21 protein-coding genes, 1 tRNA gene and 1 riboswitch are annotated in these 21,878 nt (G+C 55.9%); of the genes, 9 read left to right on the forward strand and 13 right to left on the reverse strand.

Annotated features, from left to right (window positions below):
• Positions 1-1,164 (reverse strand): acyl-CoA dehydrogenase family protein, encoded by a 1,164-nt coding sequence (locus ABJN86_RS00640; protein ID WP_348362763.1) that lies wholly within the window; start codon positions 1,162-1,164, stop codon positions 1-3.
• Positions 1,165-1,268: 104 nt separating this feature from the next.
• A complete protein-coding gene (locus ABJN86_RS00645) occupies positions 1,269-2,018 on the reverse strand; it encodes a class II aldolase and adducin N-terminal domain-containing protein (RefSeq protein ID WP_348362762.1) in 750 nt (249 codons plus the stop codon).
• 100 nt (positions 2,019-2,118) lie between these two features.
• Here ABJN86_RS00645 and ade point away from each other — a divergent pair, with 100 nt between their 5' ends.
• The 4 genes from ade to ABJN86_RS00665 all read left to right on the forward strand — a co-directional run bounded on the left by ade (position 2,119) and on the right by ABJN86_RS00665 (position 6,794).
• Complete coding sequence (gene ade, locus ABJN86_RS00650; RefSeq protein WP_348362760.1) at positions 2,119-3,921, forward strand: adenine deaminase; 1,803 nt, start codon at positions 2,119-2,121, stop codon at positions 3,919-3,921.
• The gene (locus ABJN86_RS00655; RefSeq protein WP_348362758.1) at positions 3,918-5,402 is read left to right on the forward strand and encodes an AMP nucleosidase; all 1,485 of its coding nucleotides are present in this window, start codon (positions 3,918-3,920) and stop codon (positions 5,400-5,402) included. Before ade ends, ABJN86_RS00655 begins: the two co-directional genes overlap by 4 nt.
• Positions 5,403-5,535: 133 nt before the next feature.
• Positions 5,536-5,826: an HU family DNA-binding protein gene (locus tag ABJN86_RS00660; RefSeq protein ID WP_348362757.1), complete on the forward strand. Its 291-nt coding sequence runs from the start codon at positions 5,536-5,538 to the stop codon at positions 5,824-5,826.
• A 101-nt stretch (positions 5,827-5,927) separates the two neighbouring features.
• The gene (locus ABJN86_RS00665; protein WP_348362755.1) at positions 5,928-6,794 is read left to right on the forward strand and encodes a DMT family transporter; all 867 of its coding nucleotides are present in this window, start codon (positions 5,928-5,930) and stop codon (positions 6,792-6,794) included.
• Here the strand turns inward: ABJN86_RS00665 and aroC are convergent.
• Positions 6,791-7,885, reverse strand: coding sequence for a chorismate synthase (aroC, locus tag ABJN86_RS00670; RefSeq protein ID WP_348362754.1), 1,095 nt, complete (start codon positions 7,883-7,885; stop codon positions 6,791-6,793). The genes ABJN86_RS00665 and aroC overlap by 4 nt on opposite strands.
• 92 nt (positions 7,886-7,977) lie before the next feature.
• Positions 7,978-8,077: riboswitch (TPP riboswitch) on the forward strand.
• Between the two features lie 35 nt (positions 8,078-8,112).
• On the opposite strand from aroC, the gene thiB reads away from it, so the two are divergent.
• Genes thiB through ABJN86_RS00685 form a run of 3 tightly spaced genes read left to right on the forward strand, consistent with a single transcriptional unit; the run spans position 8,113 to position 11,301 of the window.
• Positions 8,113-9,096 carry a thiamine ABC transporter substrate binding subunit gene (gene thiB / locus ABJN86_RS00675; protein WP_348362752.1) on the forward strand — a complete coding sequence of 328 codons (984 nt, stop codon included), beginning with the start codon at positions 8,113-8,115 and terminating at the stop codon, positions 9,094-9,096.
• Positions 9,072-10,619 (forward strand): thiamine/thiamine pyrophosphate ABC transporter permease ThiP, encoded by a 1,548-nt coding sequence (locus ABJN86_RS00680; protein ID WP_348362751.1) that lies wholly within the window; start codon positions 9,072-9,074, stop codon positions 10,617-10,619. The genes thiB and ABJN86_RS00680 overlap by 25 nt, the downstream gene beginning before the upstream one ends.
• Positions 10,606-11,301 carry an ATP-binding cassette domain-containing protein gene (locus ABJN86_RS00685; RefSeq protein ID WP_348362749.1) on the forward strand — a complete coding sequence of 232 codons (696 nt, stop codon included), beginning with the start codon at positions 10,606-10,608 and terminating at the stop codon, positions 11,299-11,301. Before ABJN86_RS00680 ends, ABJN86_RS00685 begins: the two co-directional genes overlap by 14 nt.
• Before the next feature lie 121 nt (positions 11,302-11,422).
• Here the strand turns inward: ABJN86_RS00685 and ABJN86_RS00690 are convergent, their stop codons facing one another.
• From ABJN86_RS00690 to petA, 3 genes are read right to left on the reverse strand one after another with little or no spacing between them, the layout of a single operon-like run.
• The gene (locus tag ABJN86_RS00690) at positions 11,423-12,238 is read right to left on the reverse strand and encodes a cytochrome c1 (RefSeq protein ID WP_348362747.1); all 816 of its coding nucleotides are present in this window, start codon (positions 12,236-12,238) and stop codon (positions 11,423-11,425) included.
• Positions 12,239-12,251: 13 nt separating this feature from the next.
• Entirely contained in the window at positions 12,252-13,589 is a 1,338-nt protein-coding gene (gene petB / locus ABJN86_RS00695) for a cytochrome b (protein WP_348362746.1), read from the reverse strand.
• A 13-nt stretch (positions 13,590-13,602) separates the two neighbouring features.
• Positions 13,603-14,166, reverse strand: coding sequence for a ubiquinol-cytochrome c reductase iron-sulfur subunit (petA, locus tag ABJN86_RS00700; RefSeq protein ID WP_348362744.1), 564 nt, complete (start codon positions 14,164-14,166; stop codon positions 13,603-13,605).
• A 136-nt stretch (positions 14,167-14,302) separates the two neighbouring features.
• On the opposite strand from petA, the gene ABJN86_RS00705 reads away from it, so the two are divergent.
• A complete protein-coding gene (locus tag ABJN86_RS00705; protein ID WP_348362743.1) occupies positions 14,303-14,755 on the forward strand; it encodes a TrmH family RNA methyltransferase in 453 nt (150 codons plus the stop codon).
• Positions 14,756-15,115: 360 nt separating this feature from the next.
• Here ABJN86_RS00705 and ABJN86_RS00710 read toward each other — a convergent pair whose 3' ends face one another.
• From ABJN86_RS00710 to dapF, 6 genes are read right to left on the reverse strand one after another with little or no spacing between them, the layout of a single operon-like run.
• On the reverse strand, positions 15,116-15,532 hold the full coding sequence (locus ABJN86_RS00710; protein WP_348362742.1) for a GNAT family N-acetyltransferase: 417 nt from the start codon (positions 15,530-15,532) through the stop codon (positions 15,116-15,118).
• A gap of 3 nt (positions 15,533-15,535) precedes the next feature.
• A complete protein-coding gene (locus ABJN86_RS00715; protein WP_348362741.1) occupies positions 15,536-16,150 on the reverse strand; it encodes a glutathione S-transferase in 615 nt (204 codons plus the stop codon).
• Complete coding sequence (locus ABJN86_RS00720) at positions 16,147-16,779, reverse strand: FMN-binding negative transcriptional regulator (protein ID WP_348362740.1); 633 nt, start codon at positions 16,777-16,779, stop codon at positions 16,147-16,149. Before ABJN86_RS00720 ends, ABJN86_RS00715 begins: the two co-directional genes overlap by 4 nt.
• A 19-nt stretch (positions 16,780-16,798) precedes the next feature.
• Complete coding sequence (locus ABJN86_RS00725; protein WP_348362738.1) at positions 16,799-17,428, reverse strand: glutathione S-transferase; 630 nt, start codon at positions 17,426-17,428, stop codon at positions 16,799-16,801.
• Positions 17,425-18,657, reverse strand: coding sequence for a tRNA (N(6)-L-threonylcarbamoyladenosine(37)-C(2))-methylthiotransferase MtaB (gene mtaB / locus ABJN86_RS00730; protein ID WP_348362736.1), 1,233 nt, complete (start codon positions 18,655-18,657; stop codon positions 17,425-17,427). Before mtaB ends, ABJN86_RS00725 begins: the two co-directional genes overlap by 4 nt.
• Positions 18,654-19,490: a diaminopimelate epimerase gene (dapF, locus tag ABJN86_RS00735; RefSeq protein WP_348362734.1), complete on the reverse strand. Its 837-nt coding sequence runs from the start codon at positions 19,488-19,490 to the stop codon at positions 18,654-18,656. Before dapF ends, mtaB begins: the two co-directional genes overlap by 4 nt.
• A 107-nt stretch (positions 19,491-19,597) precedes the next feature.
• Between dapF and ABJN86_RS00740 the strand changes: the two genes are divergently transcribed.
• Positions 19,598-19,673: transfer RNA gene (locus ABJN86_RS00740), tRNA-Lys, on the forward strand.
• Between the two features lie 879 nt (positions 19,674-20,552).
• Here ABJN86_RS00740 and ABJN86_RS00745 read toward each other — a convergent pair.
• Positions 20,553-21,839, reverse strand: coding sequence for an aminoacyl--tRNA ligase-related protein (locus ABJN86_RS00745; protein WP_348362733.1), 1,287 nt, complete (start codon positions 21,837-21,839; stop codon positions 20,553-20,555).
• Positions 21,840-21,878: the final 39 nt, after the last annotated feature.

Below are 21,878 nucleotides of genomic sequence, written 5' to 3' on the forward strand. Positions count from 1 at the left end.
TTACGCTCCGAGGGCGCGGAGAAGGTCGCGGCTGATGATGTGGCGTTGAATTTCCGAAGTGCCGTCCCAGATGCGTTCAACCCGCGCATCGCGCCAGAAGCGCTCCAGCGGGTAGTCATCCATTAGGCCCATGCCACCGTGAATTTGGATCGCCGCGTCGGTGACACGGGATAACATCTCGGATGCGTAAAGCTTGGCGGAGGCAATTTCGCGGTTCGAGGACAGGTTCTTGTCCAACCTATCCGCAGCGGCGAGGGTTAGCAGGTCAGCGGCGTCGATTTCCGTGATCATATCGGCGAGCTGGAAACTGATCCCTTGGAACTTGCCGATTTGCTGGCCAAACTGTTCGCGCTCCGCCGCGTAGGACAAGGCGTAGTCAAACACGCGGCGCGCGCGGCCGACGGACATGGCGGCGACGGTGATGCGGGTGGCGTAGAGCCATGTGTTCATCACATCGAAGCCTCCGTCGACCTCGCCCAGCACTTGTGCATCGGGCAGGCGGCAATCGTCGAAGTCGAGGATCATGTTTTTGTACCCGCGATGGGACACGGATTTATAACCGTCGCGGACGGTGAAGCCGGGGGTGTCGCGGTCAACAAGAAAGGCGGTGATCCGCTTCTTGGGGCCTTTTGGGGTGTCGTCCTCGCCGGTGGCGATGAAGACAATGAAGAAGTCGGCGTGATCCGCGCCTGATATGAAGTGTTTCGTCCCGTTTACAACCCAATCACCGCCGTTACGCACCGCCGCGCATTTCATGCCGCGAATGTCGGAACCTGCACCCGGTTCGGTCATGGCGAGGGCGTCCATCCGCTCACCGCGTACGGCGGGCATGAGGTAGCGTTCCTTTTGCTCCCCTTCGCAGGCCATGAGGATGTTTTGCGGGCGGCCAAAGAAGTGATTTAACGCCATGGAGCCGCGACCAAGTTCACGCTCCACCAAGGAGAATTCGACATGGTTTAGACCTGCGCAACCTACGCTTTCGGGGAAGTTGCAGGCATAAAACCCTAAGTCTAGGGTCTTTTGTTTGATGTCTTGCGCGATCTCGGCGGGCACTTCGCCGGTGCGCTCCACCAATTCTTCGTGGGGGTAGATTTCTTTTTCTACAAAGCTGCGGACAGTGTCCGCGATCATGGAGTGCTCTTCGGCTAAGCCATAGGTTGTCATGATGAATGTCTTTCAGGAATGTGAGTTATATGCAGGGTTAGAGCCTGCATTTCCGTCCCAAGCGGCGCGTGCTTGTCCACGCGCTGACATCATCAATGGAGGAGCTAGGTCGCATAATTCGACCCTTCATCGTCTAGAATTGCTTTGAGTTCGGCTAAATGGCGGATGTCTTGTTCAGGATAGTTCTCGATTTCATCTGCCGTTTTGGCAGCGATTTCATCAGGCAAGATGGACAAAGGGCGGCCGGTTTGCAAGGCACGAATATAGACCTCGCAGGCGCGCTCGAAGAAGTACATGCGGTTAAAGGTGTCTGCGACAGTATCGCCGATGACCATGATGCCGTGGTTGCCCATGATCATGACCTTTTTCTTGGGGTCAGTGAACAGCTGGGCACAGCGCTCTCCCTCCTCCTCAAAGGCCAGCCCTCCGTAGCTGTCATCAACGACTTGGCGGTCGAAAAACATGGCGGCATTTTGATCTAAGGGAGGTAAGACTTTATCCTCTAGGCAGGCCAAAACTGTGGCATGGATGGAGTGGATATGCATGGCGCAGCGGGCGTGTGCGCAATGACGGTGTAGCCCCCCGTGCAGGCCCCAAGCCGTCGGATCAGGCGCGTTAGGGCCTTTGAGGGTGTCGGGATCATTCGCATCGACGACGATCATATCGGACGCCTTCACGCGTGAGAAATGAACCTGATTGGGGTTCATCAAGAACCGCGTGCCATCGTCGTTAATGGCAAGGGAGAAATGGTTCGATACGCCTTCATGCATGTTCAACCGCGCAGTCCAGCGGAAAGCCGCAGCGAGGCCGACACGGTCTTCCCAGTTTTCAATGTTCGCTTTTGCGCCGTCCATGTCATTCTCCTGTAGCTTTTGCGGAGTAAGCCATGCTTGTCGCGACTTGACTAGCAATTTTGCGACTTGCGCTGCACTTGAATTTCTGGACAATTGGAACATGGAAAAACAACCCCTCAAATCATGGGCCGATTGCGCTGCGACTTTGGTTGCTGTAGCGGCCGGACGCACGCCTGCAGACACCGTTTTGCGTGGTGGAAAACTCGTTAATGTACACACCCGCGAGGTTCTGGACGGCTGGCAAGTCGCGATCAGCGCTGGGCGGTTTGCCTATGTGGGCCCTGACGCCACGCATTGTATCGGGCCGGATACTGCTGTGATTGAACTTGGCGGGCGTTATATGATTCCCGGCCTGTGTGACGGGCATATGCATATTGAATCGGGCATGTTGACGCCTGCGGAGTTTGCCAGCGCGGTGATCCCACATGGCACCACGACGATGTTTACTGACCCGCATGAGATTGCGAATGTGTTGGGCCTCAGAGGCGTGCGCTTGATGCATGACGAGGCTCTAATCCAACCGATTTCGATCTATACCCAGATGCCAAGCTGTGCGCCGTCCGCACCGGGCTTAGAGACCACGGGCTATGAGATTGGCCCCGACGATGTGGCCGAAGCGATGACGTGGCCAGGTATCATTGGCTTGGGCGAGATGATGAATTTCCCCGGTGTGGTGAATGGCAGCCAACAGATGTTGGCCGAGATCGCCGCGACCCAGAATGCGGGAAAAACCGTTGGCGGGCACTATGCCTCGCCTGACTTGGGACCGGATTTTCACGCCTATGCGGCGGGCGGTCCTGCGGATGATCACGAAGGCACCTGCGAGGCCGACGCCATTGCGCGGGTGCGCCAAGGGATGCGGTCGATGATGCGCCTTGGGTCTGCATGGTACGACATTGAGACCCAAATTACTGCCGTGACCGAGAAGGGGTTAGATTCGCGCAATTTCATTCTGTGTACGGATGATTGTCACTCTGGCACCTTGGTGAATGATGGGCATATGAACCGCGTGGTGCGCCACGCGATCGAATGTGGCTGTGATCCATTGGTGGCGTTGCAAATGGCAACGATCAATACGGCGACGCATTTTGGGTTGGAGCGGGAGCTAGGCTCTATCGCGCCGGGTCGTCGAGCGGATGTGATTGTGACGTCTGATTTGCGGAAACTGCCGATTGAGCGGGTAATTGCCCAAGGACAAACGGTGGCGGAACAGGGTGAGATCAAAGTGACCTGCCCGCATCTGGATTGGCCCGATGATGCGCGCCAAACGGTGAACCTTGGACGGGAACTTGAGGGAGCAGACTTTGAGATCAAAGCACCTAAAGGTGCAGAGGTCGTAACGGCGAAGGTTATCGGTGTGGTGGAGAACCAAGCGCGTACTGAGGCGCTTAAACGCAGTATTCCCGTTAAACAGGGTCTATTAGAGCCTGAAGGAGCAGTCTGTCAGATCGCTTTGGTTGAACGGCACCGTGGAACTGGTGAAGTGGTGAACGCTTTGGTGGAGGGCTTCGGTTACCAAGGCTCCATGGCGATGGCATCCACCGTGGCACATGATAGCCACCATATGATTGTTGTGGGCACTGATCGCGCACAAATGGCCTTGGCGGCGAACCGCTTGGCCGAAGTCGGCGGTGGGGTCTCGGTTTGGAAGGACGGCAAGGAACTGGCCTTGGTTGAGCTGCCGATTGCTGGGCTTATGTCCGACCAACCGGCCAAGGGCATGGCTGCCAAAGCCGACCAGATGGTTGCTGCTATGGAAGCCTGCGGCTGCACCCTAAACAACGCATATATGCAGCACTCGTTGCTGGCACTCGTGGTCATTCCATCACTTCGGATATCCGATTTGGGGTTGGTGGATGTGACCAAATTTGAACTGACTAATTTGATAGAGGAAACTGAATGATAGGCATGAATGCCAATTTACCAATCCGCTCCCCTGATGCACCTGAAGCGGAGTTGTTTAGCAACCCGAAGGCTGCGGTCCAGCGGTTGTGCGAACTATACGAAGACGCATCGATGTTTTTGATCAACAAATTTCGCGACAGCTTGGAAGGTAATCCGCCTGCCGAGCGCTACCGCGCGTACTATCCTGAGATAAAGATCACCACGCAGAGCTTTGCCAAGGTCGATAGCCGGCTAAGCTTTGGCCATGTTGCACAACCGGGCACTTATTCGACGACCGTTACTCGCCCTGATTTGTTTCGCAATTACCTAGAGCAGCAAATCCAGTTGTTGGTGGATAATCACGGTGTATCCGTAGAGATCGGCGTGTCGTGCACCCCGATGCCCATGCATTTTGCCGTGGCTAACGCGACAGACCTAATTGTTCCGCAAGAGGGCGCAATGGAATTCACGTTGCGCGATGTGTTCGACGTGCCTGACTTGGCGACTACAAACGACGACATCGTGAATGGCACTTTGAAGGAACAGCCGGATGTGCCGGAACCTTTGGCGCCGTTCACCGCACAACGGATCGACTATTCTTTGGCGCGCCTGTCCCACTATACGGCGACCGCCGCGGAGCACTTTCAGAATCATGTGCTGTTTACGAACTACCAATTCTACGTTGAAGAATTCGAGGGCTATGCGCGCGAAATGCTGGCGGATGCGAATAGCGGATACACCAGTTTTGTGAGCACCGGAAACCACGAGCTGACGGATGCGAAGGGCGAAATCCCCGCGACCGAGAAAACACCGCAAATGCCCACCTATCACCTGAAGCGCGTGGACGGCTCAGGCATTACTTTGGTGAACATTGGTGTGGGTCCGTCGAATGCGAAAACCGCGACGGATCATATTGCCGTTTTGCGCCCTCATGCATGGTTAATGGTGGGACATTGTGCGGGGCTTCGGAACACGCAAAGTCTTGGTGATTTTGTATTGGCGCACGCCTACCTGCGTGAGGACCACGTGTTGGACGATGACCTGCCGGTTTGGGTGCCGATTCCAGCGCTCGCGGAAATCCAGATCGCGCTGGAGAAAAGTGTGGCTGAGGTGACTGAACTTGAAGGTTATGACCTGAAGCGGATCATGCGGACAGGCACGGTTGCGACTATTGATAATCGTAATTGGGAACTTCGAGACCAATCCGGACCGGTGCAACGCTTGAGCCAATCCCGCGCAGTTGCCTTGGATATGGAGAGTGCGACGATTGCTGCGAACGGCTTCCGGTTTCGGGTGCCTTATGGAACGCTATTGTGTGTCTCCGACAAGCCGCTTCACGGAGAGCTGAAATTGCCTGGCATGGCCTCAGACTTCTATAAAACACAGGTATCTAGGCATCTGTTGATCGGAATTCGGGCGATGGAGCATCTTCGTGAAATGCCACTTGAGAGGCTTCATTCGCGTAAATTGCGTAGTTTTGCCGAGACTGCCTTCCTTTGACCTTGGGTAAACGTACAAAAAACGTGAAAAAGAAGGGGTTTTTGCATACTAATTGTTGTGCGACCCCTCAATATTCAGTTAGGTTCTCGCGATAACACCCCAAAGGTGGGGCAATAGAGAGGGAGCAGAGCTCATGGCAACGAAACCTATGACCAAGACACAATTGGTCGCAGCATTGGCTGAAGAAGCTGGCACAGACAAAAAAGGCGCAGGCGCGGCTTTGGACGGTCTGATTGCAATCATCACACGCGAAGTATCTGGCGGTGGCGCAGTTACTTTGCCGGGCGTAGGCAAAATTTACTGCCGCGAGCGTCCAGCACGTATGGTTCGCAACCCAGCGACTGGCGAACAGATTTCTAAAGAAGCTGACAAAGTGGTTAAAATGACCATTGCGAAAGCTCTGAAGGACAGCGTGAACGGCTAATCGCCAGTTCCGTTGACGGATTAAAGGGTCGCCTTCGGGCGGCCCTTTTCTTTTGCGCAGTTTCGCGTGAAAGTGCGCCCAAACCGGGCAAGGAAATTGACGTGGATATTAAAGCGATATTGATGGGACTGGCTTTTGCCTTGATGTGGTCCAGCGCTTTTACGTCTGCGCGGATAATTGTGGCGGACGCTCCGCCACTTTTTTCACTGAGTCTACGGTTTTTACTCTCTGGTATTTTGGCAATTATGATCGCCAAAGCGCTGGGACAATCGTGGCGACTGACCTCCTTACAATGGCGGGCGACTTGGATTTTCGGGATTTGCCAAAATGCCCTGTATTTGGGTTTCAACTTCGTGGCCATGCAATGGGTCGAGGCATCCTTGGCCGCCATCATCGCGTCGACCATGCCGCTGATGGTAGCGCTGGCCGGATGGCTTCTGTTTAAGGACAAGGTGTCTTTGATTGGGATGATCGGATTGGTTGCGGGGATCGCAGGTGTTGTGTTGATCATGGGCGCGCGATTGAACGGCGGAGTTGATGCCTTGGGCGTCGCGTTCTGCTTGATTGGCGCGATGGCGTTAACCTTTGCGACGTTATCGGTCAAAGGGGCTGCGTCGGGCGGCAATGTGATGATGATCGTAGGGCTTCAGATGTTGGTCGGTTCCGCTTGCTTGTTTATTGCGGCGATTCCATTGGAGACATGGGATGTGAACGTCAGCGCCACGTGGATCGCTGCATTTGCCTACACCACGCTGGTTCCAGGCGTTTTGGCGACATGGGTGTGGTTCACCTTGGTTGGCCGCGTGGGTGCGGTGAAAGCTTCGACTTTTCATTTCCTTAATCCCGTGTTCGGAGTGGCGATCGCTGCCGCCCTATTGGGCGAAAGTATCGGGATGTCCGACTTCATCGGTGTGTTGATTATCGCGGGCGGAATTTTGGCGGTACAACTGTCGAAGCAGCAAGCTTAGCCAATCTTGCCTTGGTTAGACCCGATCTGGCCACGATGTAGCAGTAGGTGGTCTAGGATCACGCAGGCCATCATCGCCTCACCCACCGGAACCGCGCGGATACCCACGCATGGATCGTGGCGGCCTTTTGTGATGATCTCTGTGTCTTCGCCGGATTTGGTAACGGTTTTACGCGTGGTCAGGATGGAGCTTGTCGGCTTCACCGCGAAGCGCACGACCAAGTCTTGGCCGGTTGATATCCCACCCAAGATACCGCCCGAATGGTTGGAGCTATAAACAGGCCCGTCTGGGCCCATTGAGATCTCGTCGGCGTTTGCTTCGCCGGTGAGCATAGCGGCTTGCATACCCGCACCGATTTCGACGCCCTTTACAGCGTTGATCGACATCATGGCGGCCGAAATATCAGTGTCTAACTTGGCATAAACAGGGGCACCTAGACCCGCAGGGGCGCCTTGGGCGATGACTTCGATCATTGCACCAACAGAGCTGCCGGATTTGCGCAAACCGTCCAAGTAGTCAGCCCAAGTCGTTGCGGCGTCGGCGTCAGGAACCCAGAACGGGTTTTGCTCGATTTGTGTCAGGTCGCGAACGTCGGTTTTATGCTCGCCCATCTGGACCATGTAGCCAGTGATATTCAGATCAGGGGCTAGCATCTTGATGGCTTCGCGCGCCACGCCACCCGCCGCGACCCGTGCCGCAGTTTCACGCGCAGAGGAGCGCCCGCCGCCGCGATAATCGCGGATGCCGTATTTCTGGTAGTAGGTGATGTCGGCATGGCCGGGGCGAAACTTCTCGGCGATGTCGCCGTAATCCTTGGAGCGCTGATCGGTGTTCTCGATCATCAGCTGGATCGGGGTGCCGGTGGTGACGCCCTCAAACACGCCGGACAAAATGCGCACCTCGTCGGCCTCGCGGCGTTGCGTTGTGTATTTGTTTTGACCAGGTTTGCGCTTGTCGAGCCAGACTTGGATCATCTCAGGTGTCAGCGGCACACCCGGAGGGCACCCGTCAACGGTGGCACCAAGCGCCGGCCCGTGGCTTTCGCCCCAAGTGGTCACGCGGAAAAGATGGCCAAAGCTATTCATCGACATGGGGCGTCTCCCTTTTGTCTGTGGTCTAACGCTGCCCCGCGCTGCCCTCAAGAGCTTTCACCTTGCTCAGATAGGGTTTGGGGCTTAGATACAACGCTACCTCGGGGGGCCAATATTGGCTGAGATTGCGTTTGCTGACCCGTTGAACCTGAACCGGTTAAGACCGGCGGAGGGAAGGTTTGAGATGATCTCACTCCCCACTCCGTCCGTCGTTTTGGAGGAATGAGATGAAAAAGACCCTTCTAAGCGTAGGACTGATCGCATTGGCCACCTCGGCATTCGCCGAAGATAAGCCCGTGCTGACTGTTTACGCCCCTGACTACTTCACCAGCGAGTGGGGCCCAGGCCCGAAGATTGAAGCTGCGTTTGAAGAAACCTGCGCATGTGACGTGCAATATGTGGCGGGCGACCTGCTGCCACGGCTTTTGCTGGAAGGTGAGCGCACCAAGGCAGATGTTGTGATCGGCTTGAACACCGATGTGACCAAAAAGGCCCGCGAAACGGGTCTATTCTTGCCACATGGGCAAGAAACTGGCGACCTGACGTTGCCGATTGATTGGACGGACGACGTGTTCTTGCCGTTCAACTGGGGCCACACGGCCTTTATCTACAACACCGAAAAGATGGCCGAGGCGCCAAGCAGCTTTGAGGCGTTCTTGGCGGATGAAGACACCAAAGTGGTGCTTCAAGATCCGCGCAGCTCAATCTCTGGGTTGGCTTTGATGTTGTGGATTAAATCGGTCTACGGCGACGACAGCCAAGAGGCGTTCAACAAGCTGGCCAAGAAAACACTGACCGTCACCAAGGGGTGGTCGGAAAGCTATGGCATGTTTACCGACGGCGAGGCCGACATGGTGCTGAGCTACACAACATCGCCAGCCTACCACATCATCGCGGAAGAAGATGAAACCAAGAAAGCCGCGATTTTCGATGAAGGCCACTACTTCATGACCGAGTTGGCGGCGCAGGTGAAAACCTCCAAGCAGCCAGAATTGGCGCAAGGGTTTATGGACTTCGTTCTGTCCGGAACATTCCAAGAGATGATTCCCACCGCGAACTGGTCGTTCCCAGCGAAACTGGATGCGGACAAACTGCCGGACGGCTTCAAGAAGTTGGACCTGCCGAAGAAGGCTTTGTTCTACTCCGAAGATGAGGCCGCCGACTTGCGTGACGCGGCACTAGAGCAATGGCTGAGCGCGTTCAGCCAATAAGCCTATCCACCTTAGGCGGGGCGGCGGTTGTCGCCCTGCTTTTGGTGCTGACACTTGGGACGCTGGGCGCAGTTGCGTGGCGGGCGGAAGAGGTGTCGGCACTTTCCAATAATGACTGGTCCGCCGTGCGGTTCAACCTATGGCAAGCGGCGCTATCAGCGGTACTGAGCGCGGTTTGCGCCATCCCTGTGGCCCGTGCATTGGCGCGCCGACAGTTTCGTGGACGCGGGGTATTGCTGACCATATTGGGTGCGCCGTTTATCTTGCCTGTGATCGTGGCGGTCCTTGGACTTTTGGCAGTGTATGGTCGCAGCGGCATTATCTCTGATATGCTTATTTGGGCCGGATTAGAGCCTATTTCGATCTATGGCTGGCACGGTGTCGTCTTGGCACATGTATTCTTCAATCTACCCTTAGCCACGCGGTTGATCCTGCAAGGCTGGCTGTCCATCCCCGCAGAACGGTTTCGGCTTGCGCAGTCCTTGGGCTTCACCTCACGCGATATCATGCGCCATCTGGAATGGCCGATGCTGCGGGAGGTGCTACCGGGCGTCGTGATGGTCATCTTCCTGATTTGCACCACGAGTTTTGCCGTGGCACTGGCACTGGGCGGTGGGCCGAAAGCCACCACCATTGAGTTGGCGATCTACCAAGCCTTCCGGTTTGACTTTGACCTGTCCAAGGCGGCGTTGCTGGGGCTTGTGCAATTCGCAATCTGCGCCTTGTTGGCGTTGGCATCGCTTGGCATTTCAGTGCCTTCGGGGCAGGGCGCCGGATTGGACCGTGTGGTGCCGCGCAATGATGGCTCAGTGGTGATTGATACGATTGCCATTGGCGTCGTTGCGTTGTTCTTGATCACGCCGCTCGCCATGATCGTGGCCAAGGGTGTGCCCGGATTGTTTGAACTGAACCTGGGCATTCTAGGGGCCGCGTGGCGGTCCGTTTGGGTCGCGGTTGCCTCCGCCATACTGACCATTGTTATGGCGTTGGCCTTGGCGTTGTTATCGCGCAAATGGGGGCGCGGGGTCGAGGCGGTTGGATACCTGTCGGTGGCCGCTTCGCCACTGGTGATCGGGACGGGGTTGTTTATCCTGACCTACCGATGGATCGATCCTGTCTTGCTAGCATTGCCCGTTACGGTCGTCGTCAACGCCGCGATGAGCCTGCCGTTCACCTTGCGCGCGCTTTCACCGGCGCTGAGGCAGGTCGAAGACGACTATGGGCGACTGGCTTCCTCATTGAACCTTAGCGGCTGGGCGAGGCTGAGAATCGTCTTGTTACCGCGCCTGAGGCGTCCTTTGGGGTTTGGCGCGGGCTTGGCTGCGGCGTTATCGATGGGTGATCTGGGGGTTATCACGTTGTTCGCCGACCCAACCCGCGCGACCTTACCTTTGACGTTGTATAACTTGATGACAGCCTACCGAATGGATCAGGCCTTTGCGGCGGCGCTGGTTCTGTTGGCGCTGAGTTTGACACTGTTTTGGCTGTTTGACCGAGGAGGGCGCGTGGATGCTGACGTTTGAGAGTGTGGTGGTCCGACAAGGCGAATTCACGCTGAACGCGGACCTGTCGATTGAGGAAGGTGCGAAGGTTTCCATCATCGGGCCATCGGGCGCGGGGAAATCAACGCTGCTGTCCGCCTTGGCGGGTTTCACGTCTGTGGCGCAGGGGGCCATTTGCTGGAAGGGCCACGACATAGCGCGTGATGCGTCCGGCGACAGACCATTGGCGATGGTGTTCCAAGATAGCAATTTGTTCCCGCATTTATCTGTCGCGCAGAACGTGGGCTTGGGGCTTAAGCCTAGCTTGAAGCTATCTTCGGGCGAGTTGGATTTGGTCAAACAGTCGCTGTTGCGGGTTGGCTTGGAGGGCTTTGAAGACCGCAAACCGGCGGCCTTGTCAGGTGGGCAGCAAAGCCGCGTCGCCTTGGCGCGGGTTTTATTGCGAGACAAGCCGCTCATGGTTTTGGATGAGCCGTTTGCAGCTCTCGGGCCTGCGCTGCGCCGCGATATGCTGGCGTTGGTTGGAGAGATTGCGCAGGAAAAAGGGCTGACCGTATTGATGGTTACCCATGACCCAAAGGACGCGCGGCAGCTGGATGGGGATACGATTTTGGTGGCGGATGGTGTGGCCCATGCGCCTGTTCCAACTGGACCGTTTCTGGACGCGCCGCCTGATGTGTTGCGGGAGTATTTGGGCAGCTAGGTTGGCCTATGTGTTGGCGCGTTTGATGCGAGTTATACCGGACCTGCCCGACACCTGTCCGAGGGAATAGAAAAAGGCGCGCCCTGTGGGACGCGCCTTTTTAATTGGTTTGCGAAGAGGATTAGTCTTTGCGTTTGATCGGTGCCCAGAGGCGCTTGTTGGTCAGGTAGAGCAATACAGTCAAGAAGGACAAGAACAGTACGGCGATGAAGCCTGTGCGCTTGCGTGCGTCCTGATGTGGCTCTGCTGTCCAGCGCAGGAAGGCCGCGATGTCTTGAGCTTCGCTTTCCAGATCGTTGGCGTGCTCATCAGCGAAATCAACGTCTTCGCCGTAAAGAGGGGGCGCCATTGCGATCCAGCCACCAGGGAAGGCGGTGTTCTCGTAGAATGTGGTGCCCGCTTCTTCCTTTTCCTCACCGGTGTAGCCGGTCAGGATAGAGGCGATGTATTCCGCGCCACCGATACCTTGCATGAACTGGTTGATGCCCAGACCGTAAGGGCCGTGGAAGCCAGAGCGAGCCTTGGCCATCAAGGACAAGTCAGGGCCATAACCGTTACCCGGTGATGCCATCGCGGGGAAGTTATCCGTCGGCTTCAGGGCGCGGTACTCTTCGTTTTCAGAATCGAACAACTTAGGGTTCGCGAACTCATCGTTGATCGGGAACTCTTTGGCGTAGGCCTTCATCTGCTCTTCGGGCAGCGCAGGGCCACCTTCGTCAGCCAGAGTACGCATAGGCACGAATTTCAGACCGTGGCAGCTGGAGCAGATATCGGTGTAGATATGCAGCCCGCGTTGCAGCTGGTTCTGGTCATAGGTGCCAAACGGCCCCTCATACGAGAAGTCGTAGTCTGTGATGTGACCGGCGTCCCCAGCGGCAAAAGCGCTGGAAACGAGGCCTGCAGCCAAAGCGGTTGCGAGTGAGAGTTTCTTGAGCATTGGTATCTTCCTCTTACTCTACTGGCTTCGCGGCAGACGCGGAGCCTTTAGCTGGATAATGAGCGTCGAAGTCTTCCTCGATCGTCGCTGGGCGGGCCAACGGCTTCTCGATGATGCCGAGCAGCGGCAGGATCACCAAGAAGTAGGCGAACCAGTATGTCGACGCGATCAGCGAGATCCAGTCATTCGGGAATTCGGTGTCACGCGCGCCAACCCACATCAAGATGAAGAAGTCGACAACCAATAGCGCGAACCAGAACTTGAACATTGGACGGTAGCGGCCAGAGCGCACCGACGATGTGTCTAACCAAGGTGCCACAGCCATAACCGCAATCGCACCAAACATGGCAGCCACACCGAAGAACTTGGCGTCTACGATGCCAGCGGTCAGGAAGGATACGAGCTGTACTGCCCATACGTCCGCAGTGAAGGCACGCAGGATCGCGTAGAACGGCAAGAAGTACCATTCAGGAACGATGTGCGCCGGCGTCGCCAAGGCGTTCGCCTCAATGTAGTTGTCAGGGTGGCCAAGGAAGTTCGGCATGAAGCCAACAACCGCCCAGAACACAACCATAACAACGCCAAGCGCGAAGAGATCTTTCATCACGAAGTATGGCCAGAACGGCAGCGTGTCTTTCGCCGCGTCTTCTTTGGATGTGCGACGCACCTCAACACCAGTTGGGTTGTTGTTGCCCGTGGTGTGGAATGCCCAGATGTGAATGGCAACGAGGCCAACGATCACGAATGGCAGAAGGTAGTGCAGCGAGAAGAAGCGGTTCAACGTCGCGTTGTCCACCGCTGGTCCGCCCAGCAACCAAGTTTGCAGCATCTCGCCAACGCCAGGGATGGCGCCAAACAGGCCGGTGATCACGGTTGCACCCCAGAAGGACATCTGACCCCATGGCAGCACGTAGCCCATAAAGGCTGTGCCCATCATAGCAAGGTAGATGACCATACCGATGATCCAAGTGATCTCGCGTGGTGCTTTGTAAGAACCGTAGTACAGGCCGCGGAAGATGTGGGCGTAAACGGCCACAAAGAACAGCGACGCGCCGTTGGCGTGCAAGTACCGCAGCATGTAGCCGCCGTTTACGTCACGCATGATGTGCTCAACGGACGCGAAGGCCAGATCAACATGCGGCGTGTAGTGCATGGCCAGCACGATGCCGGTCACGATTTGCAGCACAAGGCAGAATGTCAGGATAATGCCCCAGATCCACATCCAGTTCAGGTTCTTTGGAGTGGGGATCATCAGGGTGTCATAGAGCAAGCCAACAATAGGCAGGCGCGAGTGAAGCCACTTTTCGCCGCCAGTCTTTGGCTCATAATGGTCGTGTGGGATACCAGCCATAATCGTTTCTCCCTTAACCGAGTTTCAGAACGTCAGGCGACGTGAATTGAGCGACAGGCACCAGCATGTTGCGCGGTGCCGGACCTTTGCGAATACGACCAGCGGTGTCGTAGTGCGACCCGTGGCAAGGGCAGAACCATCCGCCAAATTCGCCGGCGTCACCCAAAGGCACGCAGCCAAGGTGCGTACAAACACCGATCATCACCAACCATTCGCCGTCTTCATCAAGCGAGCGGTTTTGGTCTTCGGCGTCAGCCTCGGCGCCAAGGTTGTTGTTCTCTGCGCCCGCATCTGGAAGATCGGCGAGGGGAACCGCGCGGGCAGCCTCGATCTCGTCTGCGGTACGGCGGCGAATGAACACCGGTTTGCCGAGCCACTTAACGGTCAGCTGCGTGCCAGGCTCAATGCCGGACACATCAACGTCGATGGAGGCCAAGGCCTGCACGTCTGCTGATGGGTTCATTTGGTTCACCAAGGGCCAAACGGCGGCCCCTGCGGTGACTGCGCCTGCGCCTGCGGTGACGTAGTATAGAAAGTCGCGACGGGTTTCGCCGCTATGGTCGTCTGCGTGGGACACGAGAACTTCTCCCTTGTCGGACCGCTTGTGCGGCCGGTAAATTGAAGAATCCGCACCTATGGCGCAGGATATCGAGGCTAGATATATTCTAAGTCGCCGTCACGTCCACCCATGAATGACTAGAAGAGGAAGCCATTTGTCGCAGTTTGTCCAAATTGCCGCGTTTGAACCCGATTTGGCCCCGAATCTGGGGTCCTTGGTGCGTTTGGGGGTGTGTTTTAATGCACCAGTCCATGTGATTGAGCCCTGCGGCTTCCCGTTTTCGCTGAAATTGCTGAAAACCCGCGCCCTAGATTATGCCGAAAACGCCGAAGTGCATCACCACGACAGTTGGGAGGCGTTCAGCGCCGCCAAACCGGGGCGACTGGTGCTTTTGACCACCAAAGGAGCGACGGACCTGTGGGATTTTGAATTCGAACATGGCGATTGCCTGATGGTGGGGCGTGAAAGCGCGGGGGTGCCCGATGAGGTGCACGCAGCGGTGGATGGCCGCGTGAAGATCGCCATGCCCGGCGGAGGGCGCAGCTTGAACGTCGCAATATCAGCGGGGATAGCGGTGGCAGAGGCGCATCGGCAGTTGCGGGGATGAAGCTCGACTTAGAATATCTTCAGGACTGCCATAGAGCGCGCCCTAATTGGACGCCCGAAGACGGTGTAGCATCGTCTCTTCTTGAGTTTCTAATTTTGCTGAACACCCCGTGGGGTTATGTTTGGATAATGTTTGTGACTTTGTTTTTGTGGAAAAGGAACATTGTCAGTGGAATCTTAATGACACTCTACTCGCTCTTCCTGATCGTGAATTGGGTAGCGGTGTATTCGATCAATGATGATCTGTACCTTGGTGGTCTGGGGGGCTGTGTGGGATCGTTGTCGGTAACGATCGCGGTTCTTTTGGCAGTAAGTTCTTTGGGGGTTGTTGTTGTAGGCTTTCGATTGCTCTGGCGACGACTCACCTGAGTTCCAAGGCCATCTCTCGATGCGGGATGCCAGCATCGTCAAATTCGGGGCCGAAGACCTCAAACCCCAACTTTTCGTAGAAACCGATCGCGTGGACTTGTGAGCCTAGCAGGGCGTCTTTGAACTCTGTACGGGCGTCATCGAGGACGTACCGCATGAGTTGTGCCCCCAGACCTGTTCCGCGGTGGGCATCTAAGACTGCCACGCGTTGGATTTTGGCCGTCGTGCCAATGGGTTTAACCCGCGCTGTTGCGGCGGGGATGCCGTTTACCGTGGCAAGGTATTGGATGCAGTCAGCATCTTCGCCGTCGATCTCGATGTCTTCGGGGACGCTCTGCCCCTCGATAAAGACGACCCGTCGAATATCTAAACAGGCGTCTATATCAGTTGTGCGCGTGATTTGGGTCATGCTTTACCCCGCTGGCGGTACAGTTGCGACCATGCTGTCGCGCTTGGCGAACTCGGCCTCCCAAGCGGTCAAGTTTGGACGACCTTCGCGCCAGTTCCGATCCGCGGACCGCAGATCAAGGTAGCCCAAAGCGCAGCCAACGGCGATATGGCCGATGTGCAGGTCGGCCTCGTTGAGCATGCCCATCCAAGAAGCCTCCAAGGCATCAAGGGCGGTGCTGATCTTGCGCCACTGCGCCTCGATCCAATCGTCGTATTGTTTGTCTTCGGGGCGAACGCGGGCCTCGTAGACCATCAAAATGGCGGCGTCCAAGATGCCGTCTGCTGTGGCCTCCAGCGTTTGGCGTTGCCATGTGTTGTCGCCGCTGCCGTAAAGGCCGGATTTGGCGCGGTCATCGAGGAAGCGGCAAATTACGCGGCTATCGTAGATCGGTTGCCCCGCGTCGAGGACCAACGCAGGGATTTTGCCCAACGGGTTCAGGTCGCGTGGCATGGTGCCGGGATCAATGGGGGTGCCGCCAACGACATCAAATTCTAGGTCGTTCATCTGGCCGGTTTCACGCAGCAGGACGAGGACTTTGCGTACGTAAGGAGATGTGGGGCTGGAAAAAAGCTTCATGAGGATGTCTCCGGTTTGGCGCCGTGCATCAGCGCGGAAAGGGTTTGTGTTTCTTGCCCAATGCCGTAGGCCGCCACATGGTCTGCGGCGCCGGTGCGGACTTCGTCGGGTTTGTTCTGTCCTAGTTTCCAAGTGCCTTCGATGTTGGTGACATCAAACTGGAATGGCTGGATTTGGCGCATCATCCTCATCAACACATCATCGGACATCTTGTCGGTTGTCCATGGTGTCTTGGGGCGTAAATGCTCCTCGAAATGCGCGGAAAGGCGATTTAGCAGCGGGTGCAGCTGATCTTGGGGCAGGGGCGAAAGCGTGCCGCTGATACGTACGGCCACATAATTCCAAGTCGGCACCTGATCGTCGATCCCGTACCAATCAGGGGAGATGTAGCTGTCGGGACCATTGATGGTGATCACGGCTTTCAATGGCTCTTTGCACAGGCGCGCAATCGGGTTGGAGCGCACAAGGTGCAACTCCGCCTGTTTGCCATCCTCATTTAGTAGGAATGGGATGTGAGCGGTCAGAGGGGTGTCGTCGCCGTTTACGGCCAACGTCCCAAATCCCCGCTCACGGGCGAAGCCGATATTGCGGCTGTCAGGGTCTTGGCGAAATGTTGGGTTCGGATGCATGTCGACATCCTTGGCGAGGTTATGCGGAGGGTGCAAGTGTTGCTGGATCACCGGCCTGCCATTTTGGCAGCTTTACCATGATCGCCGCAAAGCGCTGGGATGCCAAATGCGCATCCAGCCACTTGTGAAGATGCGGCCAAGGTTGCGCGTCAAACCATGTGCGATCCGTGTTGGCAAATTGGCGTACAAACGGGTAGATCGCCATATCAGCGAGGCGAGGCTCATCACCTAAAAAGTACCTGCTTTGGGTTAGAATAGTGTCGTATTTTGACAGCGTGCCCGCCCCCAAACTGCGCCATCTTTCGGGGTCGTTGTCGTGCCGATTGGCGTATTTGTAGCGATCCAAGGCCTGCTTATAGGGGCCGTCGTTATGGGCAATCATCGCAAGGCTGTCGCCGCGATCTATAAGCCAGTTGTCAGGATCGTTTTGCTCCAACGCCCAAAGCATCACATCAAGGCTTTCTTCGATCACCCTGTCAGAAGAGACGACAACGGGAACGGTTCCCTTGGGGGACGCGGCCAGAAATTCGGGTGCTTTATCGCGGAGCAGAATTTCGCGGTGCTCTAGTTCCAGACCCGCCACATGGATCGCGAGGCGGGCGCGCATGGCATAGGGGCAGCGGCGGAAACTATAGAGGATATCGTTCATGCGCGTAGCTGGCTGCCCTTGGTCCCGATGATGCGGGCAGGGACGATTTGGCCGATGGGTTGATCGGTGTCGAACAGGGTCTCGGTGAATTGCTCCGTCCGGCCCATGCGGGCGTTTTCCATGAGGATGTTATGGGTGTTCCCAACCCGCGACGCGAGATGGCGTTGTACCTGCGCGTCGCCAGCATCACGCAACTTTGCGGCGCGGGCTTTGATGTCCTTGCCGTTCACGGCGGGCATCTTCGCGGCGGGGGTTCCTTGGCGCGCGGAATAGGGGAAGACGTGCAGCCACGTCAGGTCGCAATCCTCGACAAGCTTTAGGGAGTTCTCAAACATCGCGTCGGTTTCGGTCGGGAAACCCGCAATGATATCCGCGCCGTAAGTCATATCGGGACGCAGTTTACGGGCCTCTTCGCAAAACTTGATCGCGTCATCGCGCAAGTGGCGACGTTTCATGCGTTTGAGGATCATGTCGTCGCCCGCTTGCAAGCTAAGGTGGAGATGGGGCATCAGGCGAGGCTCGGTCGCGATGGCTTGCATCAGGGCCTCATCAACCTCAATCGAATCGATGGAGGAGATGCGCAATCGTGGCAGGTCAGGTACCAGCTTGAGAATGCGCAGCACCAGATCGCCAAGTTGCGGCGTTGCGGGCAGATCCGCGCCCCAAGACGTAAGATCGACGCCTGTAAGCACCACCTCGTTGTATCCTTTGTCGACGAGGCGCTTGATCTGATCGACCACAACACCCGCAGGGACGGATCGGGAATTGCCGCGACCATAGGGGATGATGCAGAAGGTGCAGCGGTGATCGCAGCCGTTTTGCACCTGCACATAGGCACGGGCGCGGGTGCCGAAGCCGTCGATCAGATGGCCTGCGGTTTCCTCGACGGACATGATGTCGTCGACTTGCACCTCTTCGGTGTCAGGCAAGAACCCCCAAGTAGCGCGGTTCATCTTTTCGGTGTTGCCGATGACATTGTCGACTTCTGCCATGTTGGAAAAGGTCTCAGGCTCGGTCTGAGCGGCGCATCCGGTGACCACAAGGCGGGCATCGGGGTTTTCGCGGCGCAATTTGCGGATGTCCTGGCGAGCTTTGCGAACGGCTTCGGCGGTGACGGCGCATGTGTTGACCACGACCAAATTGTCTTGGCCTTGGGTCAGGTCGCGCATGGCCTCGGTCTCATAGGCGTTTAGGCGGCAGCCGTGGGTGGAGAAAATCGGCGGCTTCATAGGGCGGCCAGAAATTCAGGGGTCAGATGGCCTGAGAAAACATGTGTGGTCGGGCCGGTCATCCAAACGCCGTCATCCCGCCAATCAATGTCGATGCGCCCGCCATCAAGGTCGATGCGCACTTGGCGCCCTGTTAGGCCACGACGCGCGGCCGCAACGGCAGTGGCGCAGGAAGACGACCCTGAGGCCAGCGTCACGCCGACGCCGCGTTCCCACACGCGCATCCGCAGGTGGTTTTCGCCGACAAGCTGCGCGACCTGTACATTGGTGCGTTCTGGGAACAGGGCGTGATGTTCATGGGCCGGGCCAAATGTCGCCAGATCAATGGCGTTCACGTCATCCACGAAGAAGGTGCAATGCGGGTTGCCCATGCCCGTGGCGCTGGGTGCGCCGTCGATTGGCAGCTCTAGGGTGTCCATCTTATGGGCGAGCGGGACGTCGGCCCAATCCAGCAAAGGTGCGCCCATGTTGACGCGGGTGAGGCCGCCTCCGGCGTCTTCGGCCTGTAGAATCCCCCGTTCGGTTTTCAACGTCAGCGAAGTGATTCCCAGCCGAGCCATCTCGAATCGGGCAATACAGCGGGTTGCGTTGCCGCATGCCCCCGCTGTTGAGCCGTCAGAATTAAAAAAAGTTAATCCAACGTCGGCGTCAGAAATATTTTCCAAAACGGCGAGTTGATCGAAGCCTACGCCGCGATGGCGATCACCTAGAGCGCGGGCCAAAGCCTCGGATACACTTATATTATTGCCTCGTTGGTCAATAACCACGAAGTCATTGCCTAGCCCGTGCATTTTCATGAAGGGCAGGCCGAGGGGGGTATCAGCGTGTTGCATAGGGCGCGATATAACCCTCGCTTGGGCACAATGGAAGAGATGGTGAAGATTCACTTCGATTTGGGGGTTGACCCCATAGGGCGACCTTTCTAGATAGCGTCCTCAGTGGGCCCTTAGCTCAGTTGGTAGAGCAACTGACTTTTAATCAGTAGGTCGATGGTTCGAACCCATCAGGGCTCACCACTTTCAAATTTGTTGATGACAAATGACACCTGATCGTTCCTTCCTTGAGGAAAAAACCTTCAGAACCATGCATTAGGTTGGCTAGTATTTGTCACATCGCGCTTCCTTACACCGACGCGGCAGGTCAAAAACGATGCGTAGACGCTATTTCCAAAAAACTGTGCGAGGACGATCGCCACAAAGAAGCGCCTATCATTGACCTTCTGCTCCCGAGCAAGTGGGATGAGATCATAAAAACGCTGGAAGAATACACCGAAAAAACTCTTAAGGCTAACGATGCCCCTCCCCAGATAGGAAAGATATCGAAGTGACGGTTGCCCCATTCATCGTTTCAGACGAATTTCGGAAACTAGGTAGATCACCGCAGCCTAGAGGCCTCACGAACCGAGGCGCAGGCCCGTGGGGATGATGCGTTAACGGCTCAACTGTCCCGCCCACAGAGTAGCACTTGATCTGCTGAAGGCTTTTGAGGTTGGAACGATAGGCATAGCGAGCTCTCATGTGAAACGGTTTCACCAACACATATTATTCCAGTATCGGTTCAAGTTTTGACCAATACAGTTGCTGAAATCCGCGGATCTCATAAGCATGTGGACCGATCTCGGGTAAGCGTTTCCGCAATCTTCGTGACTTTCGCCTGAGACATCGTCGCTAAGATTCAGCGTTCATCTAGGTTCAATTTACGATAGGGTCGTCTCACCACGTCCTTCTGATCTGCATCAGAAATTTATCGACTGATGCAATCCAAAATGGAATGTGCCGGAAACTGGTCGCGGCAGTTCATAAAACAGATTATGTTCACGTCCAGCTCAAATAGTCCTACGCTGAACGCACATGCTTCCTTCGAAGGTATGACTTCTCAATTATGTAGCAACTTGGTTACTCAGCTGCACCATCGAACGGTTCCAACCTTTCCGCAAAAGTTTGTTTTTGTTGCGATTTTTGTCCAGCCAATAAAATTGCATCGACATAGGGCAGAACAGCCTCAGCTGAAATTCCCGTTTCTACCGAATTTCCTTTCGCGACAGCATCCCAATGCGCACCAACCTGTTTTAGAACTATTGGCGGTGACGTAAAATCAGTCAACGCATTTTGCGCGGCCTTGGAAACGTCACGGTCATCTGCTAGCACGCTCACTCCTTTTGCAGCAAGGTTTGCTTCGATTCCGATCATCTGTGATTTTTCGTTACTATCAGATTGAATAACAACATCGAATGGCGCGACAGCCTTGGGCCAAGCGACCCCGCTTTCCTTTAAATGGCTCATCACGATTGACTGCAAACTACGTGTCATACCGATCCCGGTACATCCCATAACTGGATGTTGCATCTTGTTGTTCTGTCCGCGAACCCGCAGACTCATCTTTGCGCTGTAGGTCGTCTCAAGGTGAAATATATGGCCCAGCTCGATGCCTTTAATCGCCTCGATTTCTTCGCCACACTCGTTGCAAATACCCTCTTTTCGCAGAACGCTGACATCAGCTGCGTATCCGCAAGAACACGCAACAAACCGGCTCTCCCCAAGTTCATGTGGTAGCTGGAACTCCACGCTTCGCGATCCGCCGATCAACCCATTATCTGCGTGGATAATTTGGCACGGCAAACCATATGCCGCGAACGTCGTCGAAAACACATCCTGCATTTTCTGATAACATGTATCGGCGTCACTTGAATCTTGGTGAAATGAATAGGAGTCGGCCATGACAAACTCATGGGTCCGCAGCAGTTGTGATTTTGGCCTTGGTTCATCCCGGTAAACTTTTTGAATACAAAACAGGTTCTTTGGCAAATCCCGATAACTTGTTAACCAATCTCGCATGATCGTGACAGCCGCTTCCTCATGAGTTGGGTTCAGACATGCGGCCTGATCGCCGTGTAGCTTCGTTTTAATTAAGGCAGGCCCAAAGCTGTCCCATCTTCCGCTTTCCCGCCAAGTATCGGCAGGTGCCAATGACAAAAAAGTGGCTTCGATAGCGCCGGCTGCTAGCATATTACGTCGATGTATCTTTTTCATACGTTCAAAAATCAACGTACCAAGTGGTAAAAGCGAAAACCGTCCGGCCGCCCCTTTGTGGATCAACCCTAGATCGCTCAGTAAAGTTGGCGAAAGCCGATCGAAAATGGATTGATTACGCAAGTCCGGCAAGATCATATGAGATGCAAACACAGAGACAGTTCCTTTTGCAAAGGCGAGATATCTATAAAA

This window comes from Litoreibacter sp., from assembly GCF_039974535.1.
GTDB lineage: Bacteria > Pseudomonadota > Alphaproteobacteria > Rhodobacterales > Rhodobacteraceae > Litoreibacter.

Bases quoted from the DNA above. Each gene is read 5' to 3' on its own strand.
- ABJN86_RS00640 (WP_348362763.1), bottom strand. From the start codon at position 1,164: ATGACAACCTATGGCTTAGCCGAAGAGCACTCCATGATCGCGGACACT.
- dapF (WP_348362734.1), bottom strand. From the start codon at position 19,490: ATGCAACACGCTGATACCCCCCTCGGCCTGCCCTTCATGAAAATGCAC.
- ABJN86_RS00715 (WP_348362741.1), bottom strand. From the start codon at position 16,150: ATGAAGCTTTTTTCCAGCCCCACATCTCCTTACGTACGCAAAGTCCTC.
- ade (WP_348362760.1), top strand. From the start codon at position 2,119: ATGGAAAAACAACCCCTCAAATCATGGGCCGATTGCGCTGCGACTTTG.
- ABJN86_RS00690 (WP_348362747.1), bottom strand. From the start codon at position 12,238: ATGCTCAAGAAACTCTCACTCGCAACCGCTTTGGCTGCAGGCCTCGTT.
- aroC (WP_348362754.1), bottom strand. From the start codon at position 7,885: ATGTCGATGAATAGCTTTGGCCATCTTTTCCGCGTGACCACTTGGGGC.
- mtaB (WP_348362736.1), bottom strand. From the start codon at position 18,657: ATGAAGCCGCCGATTTTCTCCACCCACGGCTGCCGCCTAAACGCCTAT.
- ABJN86_RS00660 (WP_348362757.1), top strand. From the start codon at position 5,536: ATGGCAACGAAACCTATGACCAAGACACAATTGGTCGCAGCATTGGCT.
- ABJN86_RS00655 (WP_348362758.1), top strand. From the start codon at position 3,918: ATGATAGGCATGAATGCCAATTTACCAATCCGCTCCCCTGATGCACCT.
- ABJN86_RS00720 (WP_348362740.1), bottom strand. From the start codon at position 16,779: ATGCATCCGAACCCAACATTTCGCCAAGACCCTGACAGCCGCAATATC.
- ABJN86_RS00685 (WP_348362749.1), top strand. From the start codon at position 10,606: ATGCTGACGTTTGAGAGTGTGGTGGTCCGACAAGGCGAATTCACGCTG.
- ABJN86_RS00710 (WP_348362742.1), bottom strand. From the start codon at position 15,532: ATGACCCAAATCACGCGCACAACTGATATAGACGCCTGTTTAGATATT.
- ABJN86_RS00725 (WP_348362738.1), bottom strand. From the start codon at position 17,428: ATGAACGATATCCTCTATAGTTTCCGCCGCTGCCCCTATGCCATGCGC.
- ABJN86_RS00645 (WP_348362762.1), bottom strand. From the start codon at position 2,018: ATGGACGGCGCAAAAGCGAACATTGAAAACTGGGAAGACCGTGTCGGC.
- thiB (WP_348362752.1), top strand. From the start codon at position 8,113: ATGAAAAAGACCCTTCTAAGCGTAGGACTGATCGCATTGGCCACCTCG.
- ABJN86_RS00680 (WP_348362751.1), top strand. From the start codon at position 9,072: ATGGCTGAGCGCGTTCAGCCAATAAGCCTATCCACCTTAGGCGGGGCG.
- petB (WP_348362746.1), bottom strand. From the start codon at position 13,589: ATGGCTGGTATCCCACACGACCATTATGAGCCAAAGACTGGCGGCGAA.